This window comes from Pseudomonas sp. LY-1, from assembly GCF_053502595.1.
In genome coordinates this window covers 1,962,771-1,980,494 of sequence record NZ_CP094353.1, presented here as the reverse complement: position 1 = coordinate 1,980,494, position 17,724 = coordinate 1,962,771, and the positions used below count along the sequence as shown (strand labels likewise).

Annotated in this window: 18 protein-coding genes; 8 read left to right on the top strand and 10 right to left on the bottom strand. The window is 62.6% G+C overall.

Annotated features, from left to right (window positions below; genetic code table 11):
* Nucleotides 1-63 precede the first annotated feature (63 nt).
* Nucleotides 64-315, bottom strand: a complete 252-nt coding sequence (tusA, locus tag MOQ67_RS09055; RefSeq protein ID WP_017848764.1) for a sulfurtransferase TusA — start codon at nucleotides 313-315, stop codon at nucleotides 64-66.
* 27 nt (nucleotides 316-342) lie between these two features.
* Nucleotides 343-1,419, bottom strand: a complete 1,077-nt coding sequence (rlmM, locus tag MOQ67_RS09050; protein ID WP_017848763.1) for a 23S rRNA (cytidine(2498)-2'-O)-methyltransferase RlmM — start codon at nucleotides 1,417-1,419, stop codon at nucleotides 343-345.
* Between the two features lie 195 nt (nucleotides 1,420-1,614).
* On the opposite strand from rlmM, the gene acnA reads away from it, so the two are divergent.
* Nucleotides 1,615-4,356 (top strand): aconitate hydratase AcnA, encoded by a 2,742-nt coding sequence (gene acnA / locus MOQ67_RS09045; protein WP_017848762.1) that lies wholly within the window; start codon nucleotides 1,615-1,617, stop codon nucleotides 4,354-4,356.
* 134 nt (nucleotides 4,357-4,490) lie between these two features.
* On the opposite strand, the gene MOQ67_RS09040 is transcribed toward acnA, so the two are convergent.
* Nucleotides 4,491-5,429 (bottom strand): aspartyl/asparaginyl beta-hydroxylase domain-containing protein, encoded by a 939-nt coding sequence (locus MOQ67_RS09040; protein ID WP_017848761.1) that lies wholly within the window; start codon nucleotides 5,427-5,429, stop codon nucleotides 4,491-4,493.
* 186 nt (nucleotides 5,430-5,615) lie between these two features.
* Nucleotides 5,616-6,590 carry a cysteine synthase A gene (gene cysK / locus MOQ67_RS09035; RefSeq protein ID WP_198717735.1) on the bottom strand — a complete coding sequence of 325 codons (975 nt, stop codon included), beginning with the start codon at nucleotides 6,588-6,590 and terminating at the stop codon, nucleotides 5,616-5,618.
* A 256-nt stretch (nucleotides 6,591-6,846) separates the two neighbouring features.
* Here cysK and MOQ67_RS09030 point away from each other — a divergent pair, with 256 nt between their 5' ends.
* Both MOQ67_RS09030 and MOQ67_RS09025 read left to right on the top strand, forming a co-directional pair.
* Nucleotides 6,847-7,692: an AAA family ATPase gene (locus tag MOQ67_RS09030; protein WP_017848759.1), complete on the top strand. Its 846-nt coding sequence runs from the start codon at nucleotides 6,847-6,849 to the stop codon at nucleotides 7,690-7,692.
* Between the two features lie 11 nt (nucleotides 7,693-7,703).
* The gene (locus MOQ67_RS09025; RefSeq protein WP_046384330.1) at nucleotides 7,704-8,882 is read left to right on the top strand and encodes a vWA domain-containing protein; all 1,179 of its coding nucleotides are present in this window, start codon (nucleotides 7,704-7,706) and stop codon (nucleotides 8,880-8,882) included.
* Between the two features lie 25 nt (nucleotides 8,883-8,907).
* On the opposite strand, the gene MOQ67_RS09020 is transcribed toward MOQ67_RS09025, so the two are convergent.
* The 4 genes from MOQ67_RS09020 to MOQ67_RS09005 all read right to left on the bottom strand — a co-directional run bounded on the left by MOQ67_RS09020 (nucleotide 8,908) and on the right by MOQ67_RS09005 (nucleotide 11,759).
* Nucleotides 8,908-9,648 (bottom strand): 5-oxoprolinase subunit PxpA, encoded by a 741-nt coding sequence (locus tag MOQ67_RS09020; RefSeq protein WP_169884546.1) that lies wholly within the window; start codon nucleotides 9,646-9,648, stop codon nucleotides 8,908-8,910.
* A gap of 216 nt (nucleotides 9,649-9,864) precedes the next feature.
* Complete coding sequence (locus MOQ67_RS09015) at nucleotides 9,865-10,407, bottom strand: DUF2937 family protein (protein WP_017848756.1); 543 nt, start codon at nucleotides 10,405-10,407, stop codon at nucleotides 9,865-9,867.
* 11 nt (nucleotides 10,408-10,418) lie between these two features.
* Complete coding sequence (locus tag MOQ67_RS09010; protein ID WP_198717736.1) at nucleotides 10,419-11,195, bottom strand: class II glutamine amidotransferase; 777 nt, start codon at nucleotides 11,193-11,195, stop codon at nucleotides 10,419-10,421.
* 30 nt (nucleotides 11,196-11,225) lie between these two features.
* Complete coding sequence (locus MOQ67_RS09005; protein WP_017848754.1) at nucleotides 11,226-11,759, bottom strand: hypothetical protein; 534 nt, start codon at nucleotides 11,757-11,759, stop codon at nucleotides 11,226-11,228.
* 21 nt (nucleotides 11,760-11,780) lie between these two features.
* Between MOQ67_RS09005 and MOQ67_RS09000 the strand changes: the two genes are divergently transcribed.
* The gene (locus tag MOQ67_RS09000; protein WP_104903754.1) at nucleotides 11,781-13,835 is read left to right on the top strand and encodes a S9 family peptidase; all 2,055 of its coding nucleotides are present in this window, start codon (nucleotides 11,781-11,783) and stop codon (nucleotides 13,833-13,835) included.
* Nucleotides 13,836-13,869: 34 nt separating this feature from the next.
* Here MOQ67_RS09000 and MOQ67_RS08995 read toward each other — a convergent pair whose 3' ends face one another.
* Complete coding sequence (locus MOQ67_RS08995) at nucleotides 13,870-14,148, bottom strand: hypothetical protein (RefSeq protein WP_017848752.1); 279 nt, start codon at nucleotides 14,146-14,148, stop codon at nucleotides 13,870-13,872.
* 78 nt (nucleotides 14,149-14,226) lie between these two features.
* Here MOQ67_RS08995 and MOQ67_RS08990 point away from each other — a divergent pair, with 78 nt between their 5' ends.
* The 4 genes from MOQ67_RS08990 to MOQ67_RS08975 all read left to right on the top strand — a co-directional run bounded on the left by MOQ67_RS08990 (nucleotide 14,227) and on the right by MOQ67_RS08975 (nucleotide 16,434).
* The gene (locus MOQ67_RS08990; protein ID WP_017848751.1) at nucleotides 14,227-14,913 is read left to right on the top strand and encodes a spermidine synthase; all 687 of its coding nucleotides are present in this window, start codon (nucleotides 14,227-14,229) and stop codon (nucleotides 14,911-14,913) included.
* 60 nt (nucleotides 14,914-14,973) lie between these two features.
* Nucleotides 14,974-15,348, top strand: a complete 375-nt coding sequence (locus tag MOQ67_RS08985; protein WP_003210675.1) for a YajD family HNH nuclease — start codon at nucleotides 14,974-14,976, stop codon at nucleotides 15,346-15,348.
* 199 nt (nucleotides 15,349-15,547) lie between these two features.
* Complete coding sequence (locus tag MOQ67_RS08980; protein WP_017848750.1) at nucleotides 15,548-16,015, top strand: RNA methyltransferase; 468 nt, start codon at nucleotides 15,548-15,550, stop codon at nucleotides 16,013-16,015.
* A 68-nt stretch (nucleotides 16,016-16,083) separates the two neighbouring features.
* Complete coding sequence (locus MOQ67_RS08975) at nucleotides 16,084-16,434, top strand: YgaP family membrane protein (RefSeq protein ID WP_046490402.1); 351 nt, start codon at nucleotides 16,084-16,086, stop codon at nucleotides 16,432-16,434.
* Nucleotides 16,435-16,499: 65 nt separating this feature from the next.
* Here MOQ67_RS08975 and MOQ67_RS08970 read toward each other — a convergent pair whose 3' ends face one another.
* Nucleotides 16,500-17,720 carry a hypothetical protein gene (locus tag MOQ67_RS08970; RefSeq protein WP_104903755.1) on the bottom strand — a complete coding sequence of 407 codons (1,221 nt, stop codon included), beginning with the start codon at nucleotides 17,718-17,720 and terminating at the stop codon, nucleotides 16,500-16,502.
* Nucleotides 17,721-17,724 lie beyond the last annotated feature (4 nt).

Sequence of the window (17,724 nt, the reverse complement as noted above, 5' to 3'; positions counted from 1 at the left end):
CTGGTTTGACGTGGCGCTCTCGGGGTTTTCGCGAGCAAGCTCGCTCCTACAGGAATCGGGGGCTTAGTCGAGCTTCTTGCGGATCCAGTACAGGTACGTACCGGCCTGTTCCTGCTGAGCCACCAGTTCGTGGTCGAGGAACACGCAGAACTTGGGAATGTCGCGGCGGGTCGACGGGTCGGTCGCGATCACCTTGAGCAAACCGCCAGGCGGCAGGTCACGGATGTGCTGGTGCAGCATCATCACCGGCTCCGGGCAGTTCAGGCCGGTGGCGTCGAGGGTGCCGTCGACGGCAGTGTCGGTCATATCGCTCATTGATAACTCCTACGGCAGGCGCTCAGTTTAACGGGCCTTGGTTTTCTTCACATCCACCAGCCGACGCAAGTGGCAGGTCACTTCCTCGCGGTCGTGGTACAGCTGCTTACAGCCGATTTCCACACGAATACCGCGCGCCTTGAAGCCGTCTTCGATGCGCTCGAGCAAACGCTTGACCTCGGCGTAACGCTGCTTCATCGGCAGTTTCAGGTTGACCACCGCTTCACGGCAATAGCCTTCGCCGATCCAGGTTTCCAGCAAGGCGGCGTTGCGAGCCGGTTTTTCGACGATGTCGCACACCATCCAGTCCACCGGCTGCTTGGGCACGAAGGTGAAACCGTCGGCCATCAAGTGTTGCACCAGGCCGGTGTCCATCAGGCTTTCGGCCATGGGGCCGTTGTCGATGGCGGTCACCAGCATGCCCCGGTTGACCAGTTGCCAGGTCCAGCCGCCCGGAGCGGCGCCCAGGTCGACGCCGGTCATGTCGCCGTGCAGGCGCTCGTCCCACTGGTCGCGGGGGATGAAGTGGTGCCAGGCCTCTTCCAGCTTCAGGGTCGAGCGGCTGGGCGCATCGCGGGGGAATTTCAGGCGCGGGATGCCCATCGGCCACATCGCCGAGTTATTCGACTCGGCCAGCCCCATGAACACTTCGCGGCCGCTCTTGAAGGTCAGCAGCAGGCGCGGCTTGCTCGGGTCGTCCACCAGCTTGCCGGCGTTCAGCAGGGCTTTGCGCAGGTGGACTTCGAATTTCTTGCAGAAGTTCGACAGCTCCTTGCCGTCGTTGGTGTCGACCATCTCCAGCCACAGGCTGCCGCACACCGGGAATTCGCGCAGGTGCGCGAGGATCACGCTGATGCGGTCGGTTTCCGGCAGGTCGATGAACACCCCGCGCGCCCACTGCCGCGGGAAGATCAGCTCGGCAAAACGCTGACCGTGCATCAGGCGCCGGGCGCCGTCTTCCTCGGTGCAGACAAATTCGGCGCAGGCGCTGCCGGTCTTGGCCTTGGCGTAGCCGGAAACGTTCAGGCGCGCGGCGTGTTCCGCGATCTCGGAACAGACCTCGCCTTCAAAACCCGGGCGGCAGTGCATAAAAAGGGTGTTCATCGACTCTCCTGGCGACCCAACGGACTTGCGCTATCGCAATGTCTGTCATGAAAACGCGCGCATGATAACTGACTTCGGAACCTTGGATCTGTCCATAGAGTCCAGTAATTAGCCAGCTACTGAAAACAGGGCTAGTTTGATAGTTCTGTTCGTCCCGTCAGGTCCGTAGCCGTGCGGACCATAAGGAGTCATGTAATGTCATCCCTTGATAGCCTGAGAACCCTTAAAACCCTGCAAATCGACGACAAGACTTATCACTATTTCAGCTTGCCCGAAGCCGCCAAGCGCCTGGGCGACCTGGATAAGCTGCCGATGTCCCTCAAGGTGCTGCTGGAAAACCTGCTGCGCTGGGAAGACAACAAAACTGTCACCGGCGCCGACCTCAAGGCCATCGCCGCCTGGCTCAAAGAGCGCCAGTCCGACCGCGAGATCCAGTACCGCCCGGCCCGCGTGCTGATGCAAGACTTTACCGGGGTGCCCGCCGTGGTCGACCTGGCCGCCATGCGCGCCGCCGTGGCCAAGGCCGGTGGCGACCCGCAGCGCATCAACCCGCTGTCGCCGGTGGACCTGGTGATCGACCACTCGGTGATGGTCGACAAGTTCGGCACCACCGCCGCGTTCGGGCAAAACGTCGACATCGAAATGCAGCGCAACGGCGAACGCTACGCCTTCCTGCGCTGGGGCCAGAGCGCCTTCGACAACTTCAGCGTGGTGCCGCCGGGCACCGGCATCTGTCACCAGGTCAACCTCGAATACCTCGGCCGCACCGTGTGGACCAAGGACGAAGACGGCCGCACCTACGCCTTCCCCGACACCCTGGTCGGCACCGATTCCCACACCACCATGATCAACGGCCTCGGCGTGCTCGGCTGGGGCGTGGGCGGGATCGAAGCGGAAGCGGCGATGCTCGGCCAGCCGGTGTCGATGCTGATTCCGGAAGTGATCGGCTTCAAGCTCACCGGCAAATTGAAAGAAGGCATCACCGCCACCGACCTGGTGCTGACCGTCACCCAGATGCTGCGCAAGAAAGGCGTGGTCGGCAAATTCGTCGAGTTCTACGGCGACGGCCTGGCCGACCTGCCCCTGGCAGACCGCGCCACCATCGCCAACATGGCCCCGGAATACGGCGCCACCTGCGGCTTTTTCCCGGTGGATGAGGTGACCCTGGACTACCTGCGCCTGTCCGGTCGCCCGGCGCAGACCGTCAAACTGGTCGAGGCCTACACCAAGGCCCAAGGCCTGTGGCGCAACGCCGGCCAGGAGCCGGTGTTCACCGACAGCCTGGCCCTGGACATGGGCAGCGTCGAAGCCAGCCTCGCCGGGCCGAAACGCCCGCAGGACCGCGTGTCGCTGCCGAATGTCGGCCAGGCGTTCAGTGACTTCCTCGACCTGCAATTCAAACCGACCAACAAGGAAGAAGGCCGCCTGGAAAGCGAAGGCGGCGGCGGTGTGGCCGTGGGCAATGCCGATCTGGTGGGCGAAACCGATTACGAGTACGACGGCCAGACCTATCGTCTGAAAAATGGCGCCGTGGTGATCGCCGCGATCACCTCCTGCACCAACACCTCCAACCCCAGCGTGATGATGGCCGCCGGGCTGGTGGCGAAAAAGGCCGTGGAAAAAGGCCTGACCCGCAAACCCTGGGTAAAAACCTCCCTGGCCCCCGGCTCCAAAGTGGTCACCGACTACTACAAGGCGGCCGGCCTCACCCAATACCTGGACAAGCTCGGTTTTGACCTGGTGGGTTATGGCTGCACCACCTGCATCGGCAACTCCGGCCCGTTGCCCGAGCCGATTGAAAAAGCCATCCAGAAAGCCGACCTGGCCGTGGCGTCGGTGCTGTCCGGCAACCGCAACTTCGAAGGCCGCGTCCACCCGCTGGTGAAAACCAACTGGCTGGCCTCGCCGCCGCTGGTGGTGGCGTATGCGTTGGCCGGTACGGTACGCATCGATATCAGCCGCGAACCGTTGGGCAACGATCAACACGGCAATCCGGTCTACCTCAAGGACATCTGGCCAAGCAGCCAGGAGATTGCCGACGCGGTCGCCCAGGTCAGCACCGGTATGTTCCACAAGGAATACGCCGAGGTGTTCGCCGGCGACGCACAGTGGCAAGCCATCGAAGTGCCGCAGGCCGCGACCTACGTGTGGCAGAAGGATTCCACCTACATCCAGCATCCACCGTTCTTCGACGACATCGCCGGGCCGCTGCCAGTGATCAAGGACATCCACGGCGCCAACGTCCTGGCCCTGCTGGGCGATTCGGTGACCACCGACCACATCTCCCCCGCCGGCAACATCAAGGCCGACAGCCCGGCCGGCCATTACCTGCGCGAACAAGGCGTGGAACCGCGCGACTTCAACTCCTACGGCTCACGCCGCGGCAACCATGAAGTGATGATGCGCGGCACCTTCGCCAATATCCGTATCCGCAATGAAATGCTCGGCGGCGAGGAAGGCGGCAACACGCTGTATGTGCCCACCGGCGAGAAAATGCCGATCTACGACGCCGCCATGAAGTACCAGGCCGCCGGCACACCGCTGGTGGTGATCGCCGGCCAGGAATACGGCACCGGCTCGAGCCGCGACTGGGCGGCCAAGGGTACTAATCTGCTAGGGGTCAAGGCAGTGATCGCCGAGAGCTTCGAGCGCATTCACCGTTCCAACCTGGTGGGTATGGGCGTGCTGCCGTTGCAGTTCAAGCTGGACCAGAACCGCAAGGCGCTCAAACTCACCGGCAAGGAGAAGATCGACATCCTGGGCCTCAGCGACGCGCAGCTCGTGCCGCGCATGAACCTGACCCTGGTGATTACCCGCGAGGATGGCAGCAGCGAGAAGATCGACGTGCTGTGCCGGATCGACACCCTCAATGAAGTGGAATACTTCAAAGCGGGCGGCATCCTGCACTATGTGCTGCGCCAGTTGATCGCCAGCTAAAGGTCGCTGGAGGCCAAATGTGGGAGGGGGCTTGCCCCCGATAGCGGTGGATCAGTCGATACATCTGATGACTGACACACCGCTATCGGGGGCAAGCCCCCTCCCACAGTTTTGACCGCATTTAAAACTTCAAGTCAGCCGAAGAGCCACTTCCACAGCAGTACCAAGACGACAACCGCCAGCACTGGCCGCGCAATGCGGTAGGCCTTGGGATGCTTGCGCTTCCACTGCTTGACCACGCTGCTGATCTTGTCGCTGAACGACTTGCTCCAGGCATAAGCCTGGTTGATGCCGCCGACGCGTTCGTCGTCCAGGTTCTGCGGCGCGGTGGCGCGGCCCAGTTGCGCGCTGACCCAGCGGTTGATGCGGGTCATCAGCGGATTGCTCAGCGGGCGCTCGATGTCGCAGAACAGGATCACACGGGTCTTTTCCGTCTCGTTCTTCACCCAGTGTACGTAGGTCTCGTCGAACATCACGTCTTCACCGTCGCGCCAGGCGTATTCCTGGCCGTCGACGAAAATGCGGCAGTCGTCAGAGTTCGGCGTGGACAGGCCCAGGTGATAACGCAGGGAACCGGCAAACGGGTCGCGGTGCGGGTTGAGGTGACTGCCGCCCGGCAACAGCGCGAACATCGCGCCCTTGACGTTGGGGATGCTGCTGACCAGGGCCACGGTTTTCGGGCACAGGGCCTCGGCCGACGGCAGCGGTTTGTCGTACCACTTGAGGTAGAAACGCTTCCAGCCCTTCTTGAAGAACGAGCCGAAGCCGGCGTCGTTATTCTTTTCGGCGGCGCGGATGTAACCCTCGTCGAACAGGTGCATGGCCTCTTCGCGGATCACTTCCCAGTTGTCCTTGAGCACGTCCAGTTCCGGGAACTTGCTGCGGTCCAGGTACGGCTTGGACGGCACGGCCGAGAACAGGTACATCAAGGCGTTATACGGGGCAAACAGCGCCGAGTGGTTGACGAACTGGCGCAACATCGGCAAACGGGCCTTGCCGCGCAGGTGTACGTACAGCGTGCTGCCGATAAACACCAGCAACACCGACAGTTTGGCGGCCAAAGAAAAGGTCATGCAGCAACTCCTGGAAATAAGCGCCTGGCCAACAACCTCCCATCGAGGGGAAACCAGGCGTAGCAGCCGGCCATGATAAACACTCCGGACCTCGGGAAAAACCCGCGCAGTCCAACAATCAGCGTTTAAAACGGCGCGAGGGTAGGCCAATTATGCATAAGGCCCCCGCTCACACGCTGATTTGCATCAAGCCTGGTTTTCTTGATCGGTAAACAAATCACTGAACAGCATGCTCGACAGGTAGCGCTCGCCGGAGTCCGGCAGGATCACCACGATGGTCTTGCCTTGCATCTCCGGCTTCTCGGCCAGGCGCACGGCGACCGCCATCGCCGCGCCGCAGGAGATCCCGCACAGAATCCCCTCTTCCCGCATCAGGCGCAGGGCCATGGCCTTGGATTCGTCGTCGCTCACCAGTTCCACGCGGTCGACCATCGACAGGTCGAGGTTCTTCGGCACGAACCCGGCGCCGATGCCCTGGATCTTGTGCGGGCTCGGCTTGATCTCTTCACCGGCCAGCGCCTGGGTGATCACCGGCGAGACGATCGGCTCGACGGCCACCGACAGAATCGGCTTGCCCGCAGTGTTCTTGATATAGCGCGACACCCCGGTAATGGTGCCGCCGGTACCCACGCCCGCCACCAACACGTCGACGGCGCCGTCGGTGTCGTTCCAGATTTCCGGACCGGTGGTTTTTTCGTGGATCGCCGGGTTGGCCGGGTTTTCGAACTGCGCCGGCATGTAGTAGCTGGCCGGGTCGCTGGCGAGGATTTCCGCGGCTTTGTCGATTGCGCCCTTCATGCCCTTGGCTGGTTCGGTCAGCACCAGCTCGGCGCCCAGGGCCTTGAGCACTTTGCGGCGCTCGATGCTCATCGACGCAGGCATGGTCAGCACCAGTTTGTAGCCACGGGCCGCGGCGACGAACGCCAGGCCGATGCCGGTGTTGCCCGAGGTCGGTTCGACAATGGTCATGCCTGGCTTGAGTTTGCCGGTGCTTTCCGCGTCCCAGATCATGTTCGCGCCAATGCGACACTTCACCGAATAACCCGGGTTACGCCCTTCGATCTTGGCCAGGATGGTCACGCCACGCGGTGCGATGCGGTTGATCTGAACCAGAGGCGTGTTACCGATGGAGTGCGCGTTGTCTGCAAAAATGCGGCTCATGACGGGTCCTTGAGGCGGCTTGAAGAAAGCCCCAAGGGTATGCCTCGTCTTCCAAAGCGTCCAGTCAGCGGAACGTCGGAGACATCGCAATAGTCAATTTCCTACAAGCCCGCAGAACAGCCCCGGGAACGACCACGCCTTCGATCGACTGAGCGCACGCGTGACTGGTCATTCAGAGACTGAATAACCCGTCTGCGTTCACAGTCGCCGGGGCCGCACGGTATAGTCGGGCATTGATGAATTCGAGGAATGACCGATGAAGTTCGAAGGCACCCAGGCCTACGTTGCCACCGATGACCTGAAACTGGCCGTCAACGCGGCCATCACCCTGGAGCGGCCGCTGCTGGTCAAGGGCGAGCCGGGCACCGGCAAGACCATGCTCGCCGAGCAGTTGGCCGAATCCTTCGGCGCCAAGCTGATCACCTGGCACATCAAGTCCACCACCAAGGCCCACCAGGGCCTGTACGAGTACGATGCGGTCAGCCGCCTGCGCGACTCGCAGTTGGGCGTGGACAAGGTGCATGACGTGCGCAACTACCTGAAGAAGGGCAAGCTCTGGGAAGCCTTCGAGGCCGAGGAACGGGTGATCCTGCTGATCGACGAAATCGACAAGGCCGACATCGAATTCCCCAACGACCTGCTGCAAGAACTCGACAAGATGGAGTTCTACGTCTACGAAATCGACGAGACCATCAAGGCCAAGAAACGCCCGATCATCATCATTACCTCCAACAATGAAAAAGAACTGCCGGATGCGTTCCTGCGCCGCTGCTTCTTCCATTACATCGCCTTCCCCGACCGCGCCACCCTGCAAAAGATCGTCGATGTGCATTACCCCGACATCAAGAAAGACCTGGTCAGCGAAGCGCTGGACGTGTTCTTCGACGTGCGCAAAGTGCCGGGCCTGAAGAAAAAGCCTTCCACCTCCGAACTGGTCGACTGGCTCAAGCTGCTGATGGCCGACAATATCGGCGAAGCGGTACTGCGCGAACGCGACCCGACCAAGGCCATCCCGCCCCTGGCCGGTGCGCTGGTGAAGAACGAGCAGGACGTGCAATTGCTCGAACGCCTGGCGTTCATGAGCCGTCGCGGTAACCGATAAGGGCGCCTGCCATGTTGCTCAACCTGTTCAATGAAATGCGTGCAGCCAAGGTGCCGGTGTCGGTGCGCGAGCTGCTCGACCTGATCAACGCCCTGAAACAGCGGGTGATCTTCGCCGACATGGACGAGTTCTACTACTTGGCCCGGGCGATCCTGGTCAAGGACGAACGCCATTTCGACAAGTTCGACCGCGCCTTCAGCGCCTATTTCAACGGTCTGGAAAAGCTCGACGACCACCTGCAGGCGCTGATCCCCGAAGACTGGCTGCGCAAGGAGTTCGAACGCTCGCTGAGCGACGAAGAACGCGCGCAGATCCAGTCCCTCGGCGGCCTGGACAAGTTGATCGAAGAGTTCAAGAAACGCCTGGAAGAACAGAAAGAGCGCCACGCCGGCGGCAACAAGTGGATCGGCACCGGCGGCACCAGCCCGTTCGGCTCCGGCGGCTACAACCCGGAAGGCATCCGCGTCGGCGATGCGGGCAAGCGCCAGGGCAAGGCGGTGAAAGTCTGGGACCAGCGCGAGTACAAGAACCTCGACGATCAGGTGGAACTGGGCACGCGCAACATCAAGATCGCCCTGCGCCGCCTGCGCAAGTTCGCGCGCCAGGGTGCGGCGGAAGAGCTGGACATCGACGGCACCATCGACCACACCGCCCGCGATGCCGGCTTGCTGAATATCCAGATGCGCCCGGAGCGGCGCAACACCATCAAGCTGCTGTTGCTGTTCGACATCGGCGGCTCGATGGACGCCCATGTGAAGATCTGCGAAGAGCTGTTCTCCGCGTGCAAGACCGAGTTCAAGCACCTGGAGTACTTCTACTTCCACAACTTCGTGTACGAGTCGGTGTGGAAGAACAACCAGCGCCGCACGTCGGAGCGCACCTCCACCCAGGACTTACTGCACAAATATGGCGCCGATTACAAAGTGATCTTTATCGGCGATGCCTCGATGGCGCCGTATGAAATCACCCAGGCCGGCGGCAGCGTCGAGCATTGGAACGAGGAGCCGGGGTATGTGTGGATGCAGCGCTTCATGGCCAAGTACAAGAAGCTGATCTGGATAAACCCGTATCCGAAGGACACCTGGGGCTATACGGCGTCGACCGGGATCGTGCGGGAGTTGGTCGAAGACCAGATGTATCCGCTGACCTTGCGCGGGCTGGAAGAAGGCATGCGGTTCCTTTCCAAGTAACCCGATATCTCCCATAGGCGTGGCGTCACTGGCACTTCAACGCCTCGCGAATGCGCTGCACGGAGGCCACCGAACTGGCGTTATCACCATGCACACACAAGGTATTGGCCCGCAGGACCAAGGGGCTGCCATCGCTGGCGGTCAAGGGTTCGCCACGGGAAATGGTCAGGGATTGCTGGATGATGGCTTCGGTATCGTGGTGTACCGCGCCGGGCAATTGGCGGGAAACCAGGTACCCCTTGTTGTCGTAGGCGCGGTCGGCGAACGCCTCGAACCACAGGATCACACCGTATTCGTCGCCCAGCGCCTGGGCCGCACGGTTGTCGCGGGTGGCCAGCAGCATCAGCGGCAGTTCGCCGTAAGCGGCAACGGCCTGGATCACCGCACGCAACTGCGCGGGGTTGGCCATCATGTCGTTGTACATCGCGCCATGGGGTTTGACGTAGCTGACCCGTCCGCCCTGGGCGCGGCAAATGCCGTCGAGCGCGCCGATCTGGTAGTGCAACAGGTCTTGGATTTCTTCGGGCGTGTAGGCCATGGAACGGCGGCCGAAACCTTGCAGGTCCTGATACGCCGGGTGCGCCCCGACCAGCACGCCATGCTTGAGCGCCAGGCCGACGGTCTTGCGCATGATGCTCGGGTCGCCGGCATGGAAGCCGCAGGCCACGTTGGCGCAATCAATGAACGGCATGACCTCAGCGTCGAGACCCAGGTTCCAGTTGCCATAGCTTTCGCCGATGTCGCAATTCAATAGCAGACGGCTCACGCTGAGTGCTCCTGTAGGCTTTGTTTTTTTGTAGTGTGGGATCTTTTACACAAGACTCGCAACTTATCCCACCGTCCCAGCGGCACTTATCGTGAAACGGCGCGATTTTTGGCGTGTGTCCGGGACGGTGTCCACCCCATAAAGGTCGACCCCATGAAGTTGAAGGAGCGCGATTAAAACGGTGGGAGCAAGCCCCTCCCACCATTACAGGCCTTTCTACAGCCCTTTCAAATCACGCTCTTCGATCGGCCGGCTCTGGCGCAGGCGCTTGCCGCCCAGCACCACCCAGTCGATCAAGCGGAACAGGCACTCCAGGCCGAAGGACAACAACATCGCCCCGCCCAGGCCCCAGCCCATGGCTTCGGGGGTCAGCAGGATCTGGTAGCTGTAGCCGTTCCAGGTTTCCAGGCGGATCGCCGGGTCGGCCGCGACCGCTACCTGCAATGCGCGAATGTACCAGGGGCCTTGCATGGCCTGGAATTGCTTGTCCAGCGCCAACTGACGATCCAACAGCGTGCCGAGGCTGTTGGCATCGCTGCGAAACACCGGGTCGTCGCTGGCACGGTAGTGGGCGACCAGGGCCTGCAAGTCGCCGTTGAAGAACTGTTGCGCGGTGGATTCAAAGCCGCGCAGGCCGGTCTGGGCCTCGATCAAGTGGGCTTCGACGCGCTTGGCGTAGTCATTGATGAACCCCGGCACTTGCACACCGACCAACAAGCCAATGGCAAACAACACCAACCGCAGATAGCTGAGCAACATAGTCGACTTCCTTACTCGGTAATGCCCTGGCTGACGCATTCACCGCGCCGCCACAGGCTCCACTGGCCCGGTTCGTAGCGGGTCCAGTTTTCGTTGTCGGTCAGGGGTTCGGTGGCGATCACCGTTACCACATCGTTGGGCGTGGTTTCGGCCTGGAAATCGACGATCACGTCGACGTCTTTCAAGCGTGCCGGGCCGAACGGAGCGCGCCGGGTGATCTGGGCCAATTTGGTCGTGCAGTAGCAGAACAACCAATCGCCGTCGCTGAGCAGGCAGTTGAACACGCCTTTGCTGCGGTATTCGGTGCAGGCGACGATCAGGTCCGGCAGCATCCGCTCGATCTCCACCGGCTCCGGGAACGCCTCGCGGACGCGGTTGAGCAGGTCGCAGAACGCCGCTTCGCTGTCGGTGTCGCCCACCGGCCGGTAAAACGTGGCGCGCGGTTTGAAGTCGGCCAATTGGCCGTTGTGCGCAAAGCACCAGTTACGCCCCCACAGCTCGCGCACGAACGGGTGGGTATTGGACAGGCACACCTTGCCCACGTTGGCCTGACGGATATGGCCAATCACCACTTCACTTTTGATGGGATAACGCTGCACCAGCCGCGCGACTTCCGATTCGCTGCTCGCGGCCGGGTCCTGGAACAGGCGCAGGCCACGACCTTCATAGAACGCGATGCCCCAACCATCGCGGTGGGGGCCGGTACGCCCACCGCGCTGCATCAGCCCGGTAAAGCTGAACACGATATCGGTGGGGACGTTGGCACTCATGCCCAATAATTCACACATGCCAGGGCTCTCGCTGCAGGGCAGACAACGTTAAAGGCGCGGTTCGACCCGCATACCGCCCACAGGCGCCGGGCGACGGAACGGCTCGTCATCGTCTTCGGGCTCGGCGGCCAAGGCGGCATCAGCGGCGGCCTTGCGCTCACGGCGGGCGTTGGCGGCGCGCTCGATGGGCCAGCGGATCAACACAAACACGAGGTACACGCCAAAGGCGATCATCGTGTACATGAACAAATCGGAGACGGCCCGCCAGGCGTTGTTACCGACCTTGAGCACCAGGTCCAGCGCAGTAATCGCCACGGCCGGCGCGAACTGGGTCTTGACCGGGTCGACAATGGTCGGGCTCAACAGCAGCACGGCCATCAGCAATTGCAGTGGCTCGCGCAACCAGCGCCAGATCCAGCGGGTCATGCGCCACCACACCAACAGGCAGCCCAAAGCGGCGAAGGCGTAAAGGCCCCAAGCGGTCAGATAATCGTTCTCGGTCATGGTGTCCATGGCAAGGTAGGCAAACAGGCCGCTATGATAACGGCTTTTGCGTGTCGCGGCTGCAATGCCTGCCACCATCCGCCAGACAGAGAGTGCTCCATGCCGCCATCGACCCCCATCACTGCTGCCCCGATTGCCCGCAAGGCCCCAGGCCAGGACCCCTACGCCTGGCTGCAAGTGCGTGACAGCGCAGAAGTGATGGATTACCTGAAAGCCGAAAACGCCTGGCAGGAAGCCCAACTCGCCGGGCAACAGGCGCTGCGTGAAACCCTGTTCGAAGAGATCAAGGGCCGTATCCTCGAAACCGACCTGTCGCTGCCCTCCCCCTGGGGCCCGTACCTGTATTACACGCGCACCACCGCTGGCGACGAGTACGCCCGCCACTACCGCTGCCGCCGCCCGGCCGACGACAGCAACCAGGTGGATGACAGCAGCGAGGAGCTGTTGCTCGACCCCAACGTGCTGGCCAACGGCGGCTTTTTCTCCCTCGGTGCATTCAGCATCAGCCCCGACCATCAGCGCCTGGCCTACAGCCTCGATACCAATGGCGAAGAGATCTACACCCTATATGTGAAGGAATTGGCCACCAACAAAGTCAGCGAACTGGCGTTCGATAACTGCGACGGCAGCATGACCTGGGCCAATGACAGCCTGACCCTGTTTTTCGGCGAACTGGACGACACCCATCGTCCGCACAAACTCTACCGCTATCGCCTCGACGGCACCGCCGCGCAGGAAGTGTTCCACGAGACCGACGGGCGTTTCTTCCTGCACTGCTACCGTTCCAGCTCCGAGCGCCAGTTGCTGGTGGCCCTGGGCAGCAAGACCACCAGTGAAATCTGGGCGCTGGACGCCGACCAGCCGCACCTGGACTTCACCTGCCTGGCGCCACGGGTCGAAGACCACGAGTACGACGTCGACCACGGCCAGCTCGACGGCGCGTGGACCTGGTTCATCCGCAGCAACCGCGACGGCATCAACTACGCCCTGTTCGTCGCCGCCGACACCGGCCGCGTGCCGACCCAGGCCGACTGGAAAAACCTGATCCCCCACAGCGATGAGGTGATGCTCGACGGCGTGAGCCTGAATGCCGGCGCCATGACCTTGAGCCTGCGCATAGGCGGCCTGCCGGTCATCGAAGTGCATCCCCAGGGTCTACCGACCTATCGTGTGGAATTGCCTGACGCTGCCTACAGCCTCTACGTACAAAACAGCCTGGAATTCCCCAGCGACAAGATCCGCCTGCGCTATGAAGCCCTGAACCGTCCGGCCCAGGTGCGCCAGCTGGAACTGGCCAGCGGCGCGCAACAGGTGCTCAAGGAAACCCCGGTACTCGGCGTCTTCAACGCCGACGATTACGTCAGCCAGCGTTTGTGGGCAACCTCCGCCGATGGCACCCAGGTGCCGATCAGCCTGGTGGTCAAGCGCGACCAGCTTGGCAAACCGACGCCGCTGTACCTCTACGGTTATGGCGCCTACGGCCAGAGCCTCGATCCGTGGTTCTCCCACGCGCGCCTGAGCCTGCTGGACCGTGGCGTCGCGTTTGCCATTGCGCATGTGCGCGGCGGCGGCGAGCTGGGCGAAGCCTGGTATCGCAATGGCAAACAAGAACACAAGCAGAACACGTTCAACGACTTTATCGCCTGTGCCGAACACCTGATCGCACAGGGTTTGACCTGCGCCAAACAGCTGGTGATCAGCGGCGGCAGCGCCGGTGGCCTGTTGATCGGCGCGGTGCTCAACCAGCGTCCGGAGCTGTTCCAGGCGGCGATTGCCGAAGTGCCGTTCGTCGACGTGCTCAACACCATGCTCGACCCGGACCTGCCGCTGACCGTCACCGAGTACGACGAGTGGGGCAACCCGCAGGAGCCCGAGGTCTATGCGCGCATCAAGGCGTATGCGCCGTATGAGAACGTGCGCGCCCAGGCCTACCCGGCCCTGCTGGTGATCGCCGGCTACAACGACAGCCGCGTGCAGTACTGGGAAGCGGCCAAGTGGGTGGCCAAGCTGCGCGACACTAAGACGGACGACAACCTGCTGCTGCTCAAGACCGAACTGGGGGCCGGCCATGGCGGCATGAGCGGGCGTTACCAGGGATTACGTGACGTAGCGCTCGAATATGCATTTGTGTTCAAGGCGCTGGGGCTGGTTTAGCGGTCCTGTCTGAACGCCGGAGCGCTCGACGCGGTTAACCGCCGGGCGTCTTCGGCTTGCTGTCGTTCGGTGGCACGCCGGGGACCGTCTGGTCCTTCGGTGGCGCAGGTAACACAATAGGCACCAGCGGCGGCGAGCCGTTCGTCTTGGGCACCGCCGGCGGGGTGACTTGCGGATACAACGTCGGGGTGGGGGTGCCCGGCGCGCCTGGGGTTGGCGCCGGCGCAACCGGTACGGTTTGCAACTCCTGAGCCTGCGCCACACCCAATGTGAGCGCGCCCAACACAATGACCGTTAGAATGCTGCACTTCATCGATGGCTCCATGGCCTGACCGGAATGTCGTAAGGCTACTCCCAACCGCGCAAGAATGCCCTTCCCAATGAGATCTCCATGAAACGTTTCGTTCTGCTGGACACCACCCCGATCCCCGACAACGGCGGTGCCTTGTGCCTGTTCGAATACGGCGAGGACTTTGTCATCAAGATCCAGGGCGGCGACGGCGGCCAGTTGATGAACACGCGCATGCACGGCTCCGAAGACGCGCTGGCAGAAATCCCTTGTCGCAAAGTCGCCGGCCGCCCCGGTTCGCGGGTATTGATCGGCGGGCTGGGCATGGGTTTCACCCTCGCGTCGGCCCTCAAGCACCTGGGCAAGACCGCCGAAGTGGTGGTGGCAGAACTGGTGCCCGGTGTCGTGGAGTGGAACCGTGGCCCTTTGGGCGAAAAGGCCGGGCGCCCGCTGCTTGACCCGCGCACCGTGGTCCGCATGGAAGACGTGGCCAAGGTGCTGCAAGCCGAGCCCCAGGGCTTTGATGCGATCATGCTCGACGTGGACAACGGCCCCGAAGGCCTTACGCAAAAAGCCAACAGTTGGCTCTACTCCGCCGGTGGCCTGGCCGCCTGCGCCAAGGCCCTGCGCCCCAAGGGCGTACTTGCGGTGTGGTCGGCCAGCGCCGACAAGCTGTTCAGCGACAAGCTGCGCAAGGCCGGTTTCAAGGCCGAGGAAGTGCAAGTGTTCGCCCATGGCAACAAGGGCACGCGGCACACCATCTGGATTGCGGAAAAGCTCAAGGGCTAATTGCGCCGCGATTGGCTAGAATCAACCCTATCCGTGACCCACCCGAAGACAGGAGCCATGATGAGCTCGACCAACCCGCCCTCCCACACCGCCAAGCTCGACCGCATCCTCGCCGATGCCCAGCGCGACCGGGAAATGGGCTACCGCGACAAAGCCCTGAAAATGTACCCCCACGTGTGCGGCCGCTGCGCCCGTGAGTTCGCCGGCAAGCGCCTGAGCGAACTGACCGTACACCACCGCAACCACAACCATGACGACAATCCCCAGGATGGGTCCAACTGGGAGTTGCTGTGCCTGTACTGCCACGACAACGAGCACTCGCGCTACACCGACCAGCAGTACTTCGGCGAAGGCTCCACCAGCAGCCCGACGATCGCCAAGGCCACGCACAACCCGTTCGCGGCGTTGGCAGGGTTGATGAAGAAAGACGACTGAAGTTGCACGCGGGCTGCCCCGCCCTCTTCGCGGGCAAGCCCGCTCCTACCCTTGACCGCATTCCAGAGCATGGACACGGGCCAATGTGGGAGCGGGCTTACTCGCGAAGGCAGCAGTGCCAGCGGCGCAGCGCTCGATAGCGACCACAGCCCGACCAATCCCCGTATAATCGCCGCTTTTCTCCAAGGCACCCTTCCCCGTGGGCAATAAACGCTACAGCTGCATCGGTCTGTATAACCCCAAATCCCCCGAAAACGTCGGTTCGGTGATGCGCGCCGCCGGTTGCTACGGCGTGGCCTCGGTGTTCTACACCGGCAAACGCTACGAGCGCGCCCGGGATTTCATCACCGACACCAAGAAGGTCCACCACGACATTCCGCTGATCGGCATCGATGACCTGAGAAAAATCCTGCCGCTGGGCTGCATCCCGGTCGCCGTCGAACTGGTGGACGGCGCCCGCCCGCTGCCCGAATACACCCACCCCGACCGCGCGCTGTACATCTTCGGCCCCGAGGACGGCTCCCTCGACAAAGAGATTCGCGACTGGTGTGAAGACGTGGTGTACATCCCGACCACCGGCTGCATGAACCTCGCCGCCACCGTCAACGTGGTGCTCTACGACCGCCTGGCCAAGGGCAATAACACCCGCTCGGGGCCCAAATACTGAGTTGCCGGGAACATCCGGCGCCTGCACACAGTCAGTTGCGTATCACTAGCCCTTGTTGGAGACCGATCATGAGCGACAGCAAAACCCTGCGACCTGTCATTGAATCCACCCCACGCCAGGCCCGCCCCACGCAGAACGTACACGGCTGGGAGCGCATCGGCTCGGTGGCCGGCGGCGTGATCATGGTCGGCAAAGGCCTGCGCCGTGGCGGGATTTTCGGGCTGCTCCAGGTGGCGATTGGCGGCGTGGCGCTGACGCGTGGGTTTACCGGGCACAGTTCGCTCAAGGACAAGCTGGAACAAGGTCGCCAGGAAATGAACAGCCTGCGCACGAAAATCGAGCGCGCCGGTGACGAGTTGAAGAACCTGAAGACCAAGGCGCAAGCGGGGGCCGAAAAGGCCACAAAAACTACCGGCTGAGCCAAGTCTTCTGCCTGTTGCTGATCCAGATGTGGGAGGCCGCTTGCTCCCACCTTTATTCTGGGTCAGCGCAACAGCTTGGAGTCCAGCACCACCGACGACTCGCCGATAATGCTCTGGGCCAGTCGCACAAACTCTGGGGTGCTGACGCTGTTCGCCCGCATCACCACTTGCGCGAGATCATCCAGCGAGCGCTTGTTGTGGGTTTTCACGCGGATCTCGCGATCCAGCTCCTGCATCACCACCACTGCCCGCGCCACGGTTGCGCCGCTGACGTGCTCGCCACGCAGGCTGGTGACGTTCTTGCCTTCGCGGGTCAACCGCGCCTGTATCGCCGCATAGCGCTCATCGGTGATCCCGCCGCCACGGCGCAGCAGTTCGATCGCGTAATACTCCGCCAGGCCTTCGCTGATCCAGTCGCTGGCATCATGGTCACTGAAGCGGCCGATGGCATGCACCACTTCGCGGATCAACGGGCTGCTGCCGTTTTCACTGACCAGCGGCGTGCGGCTGTTGAGGTAGACCGAGTCGCGCGCCGAGAAGGCGCCACGGCGCATCGGGTCGCTGGCGCCGACAATCAATAGCTTGGCGGGGTGACGCGGGAACGCGGCTTCCACCTGCGGCCAGACGAAAGTCAGCAACGTCAGCACGTCCATACGGCGCATGGCCTGGCCCTTGGGCGAGGTCACGGTGACGTCGGTTTCGCCCAGGCGCACACGGCGGCTGCCGAGGTTACCGGCGAGCATCCAGCCGGTGGGCCGGTCGAACAGGCGCGAGACGTTGTTGATCCGGAAGGTGTGCTTGCCGATACGCGGCCAGGCGGTTTCGACGCTTTTCCAGCCCGTCGGCAGCTCGAACACCAGGCGCGAGACCAGCTCGACGCCGTCCTGCTGGTCGAGGTGCGCGGTCGGCACTAGGTCTTCCCCGCGAAACAGCGCCCAATCCGGCGTCATGCGCGTTTCATAGATACCCGGCTTGCGCGCATGGCTGAGGCGTACACGGTAGGTCAGGCTGGCCTTGTCGGCGCTGGGTTGCCAAAGGCCGCGATGGCCACTGACTTTCCATTGGCCATCGGCCTTGAAATCGCTGTAGTCACCGTCGCGACCCAGCTCGAAATCCAGGCTGCGCACCGCCGAACCCTGGGACAGGCTCACGCGCACCTCAGCCTGATCGCTCTGGGGCAGCAGTTTGACGTGATAGTCCAGGTCGACTTTCTTCGCGCACCACGCCGGTGTGCTCAGCGCCAGCAACACCAGGCTGGCCGCCAGCCGGGTCAGGCCCTTCATACTC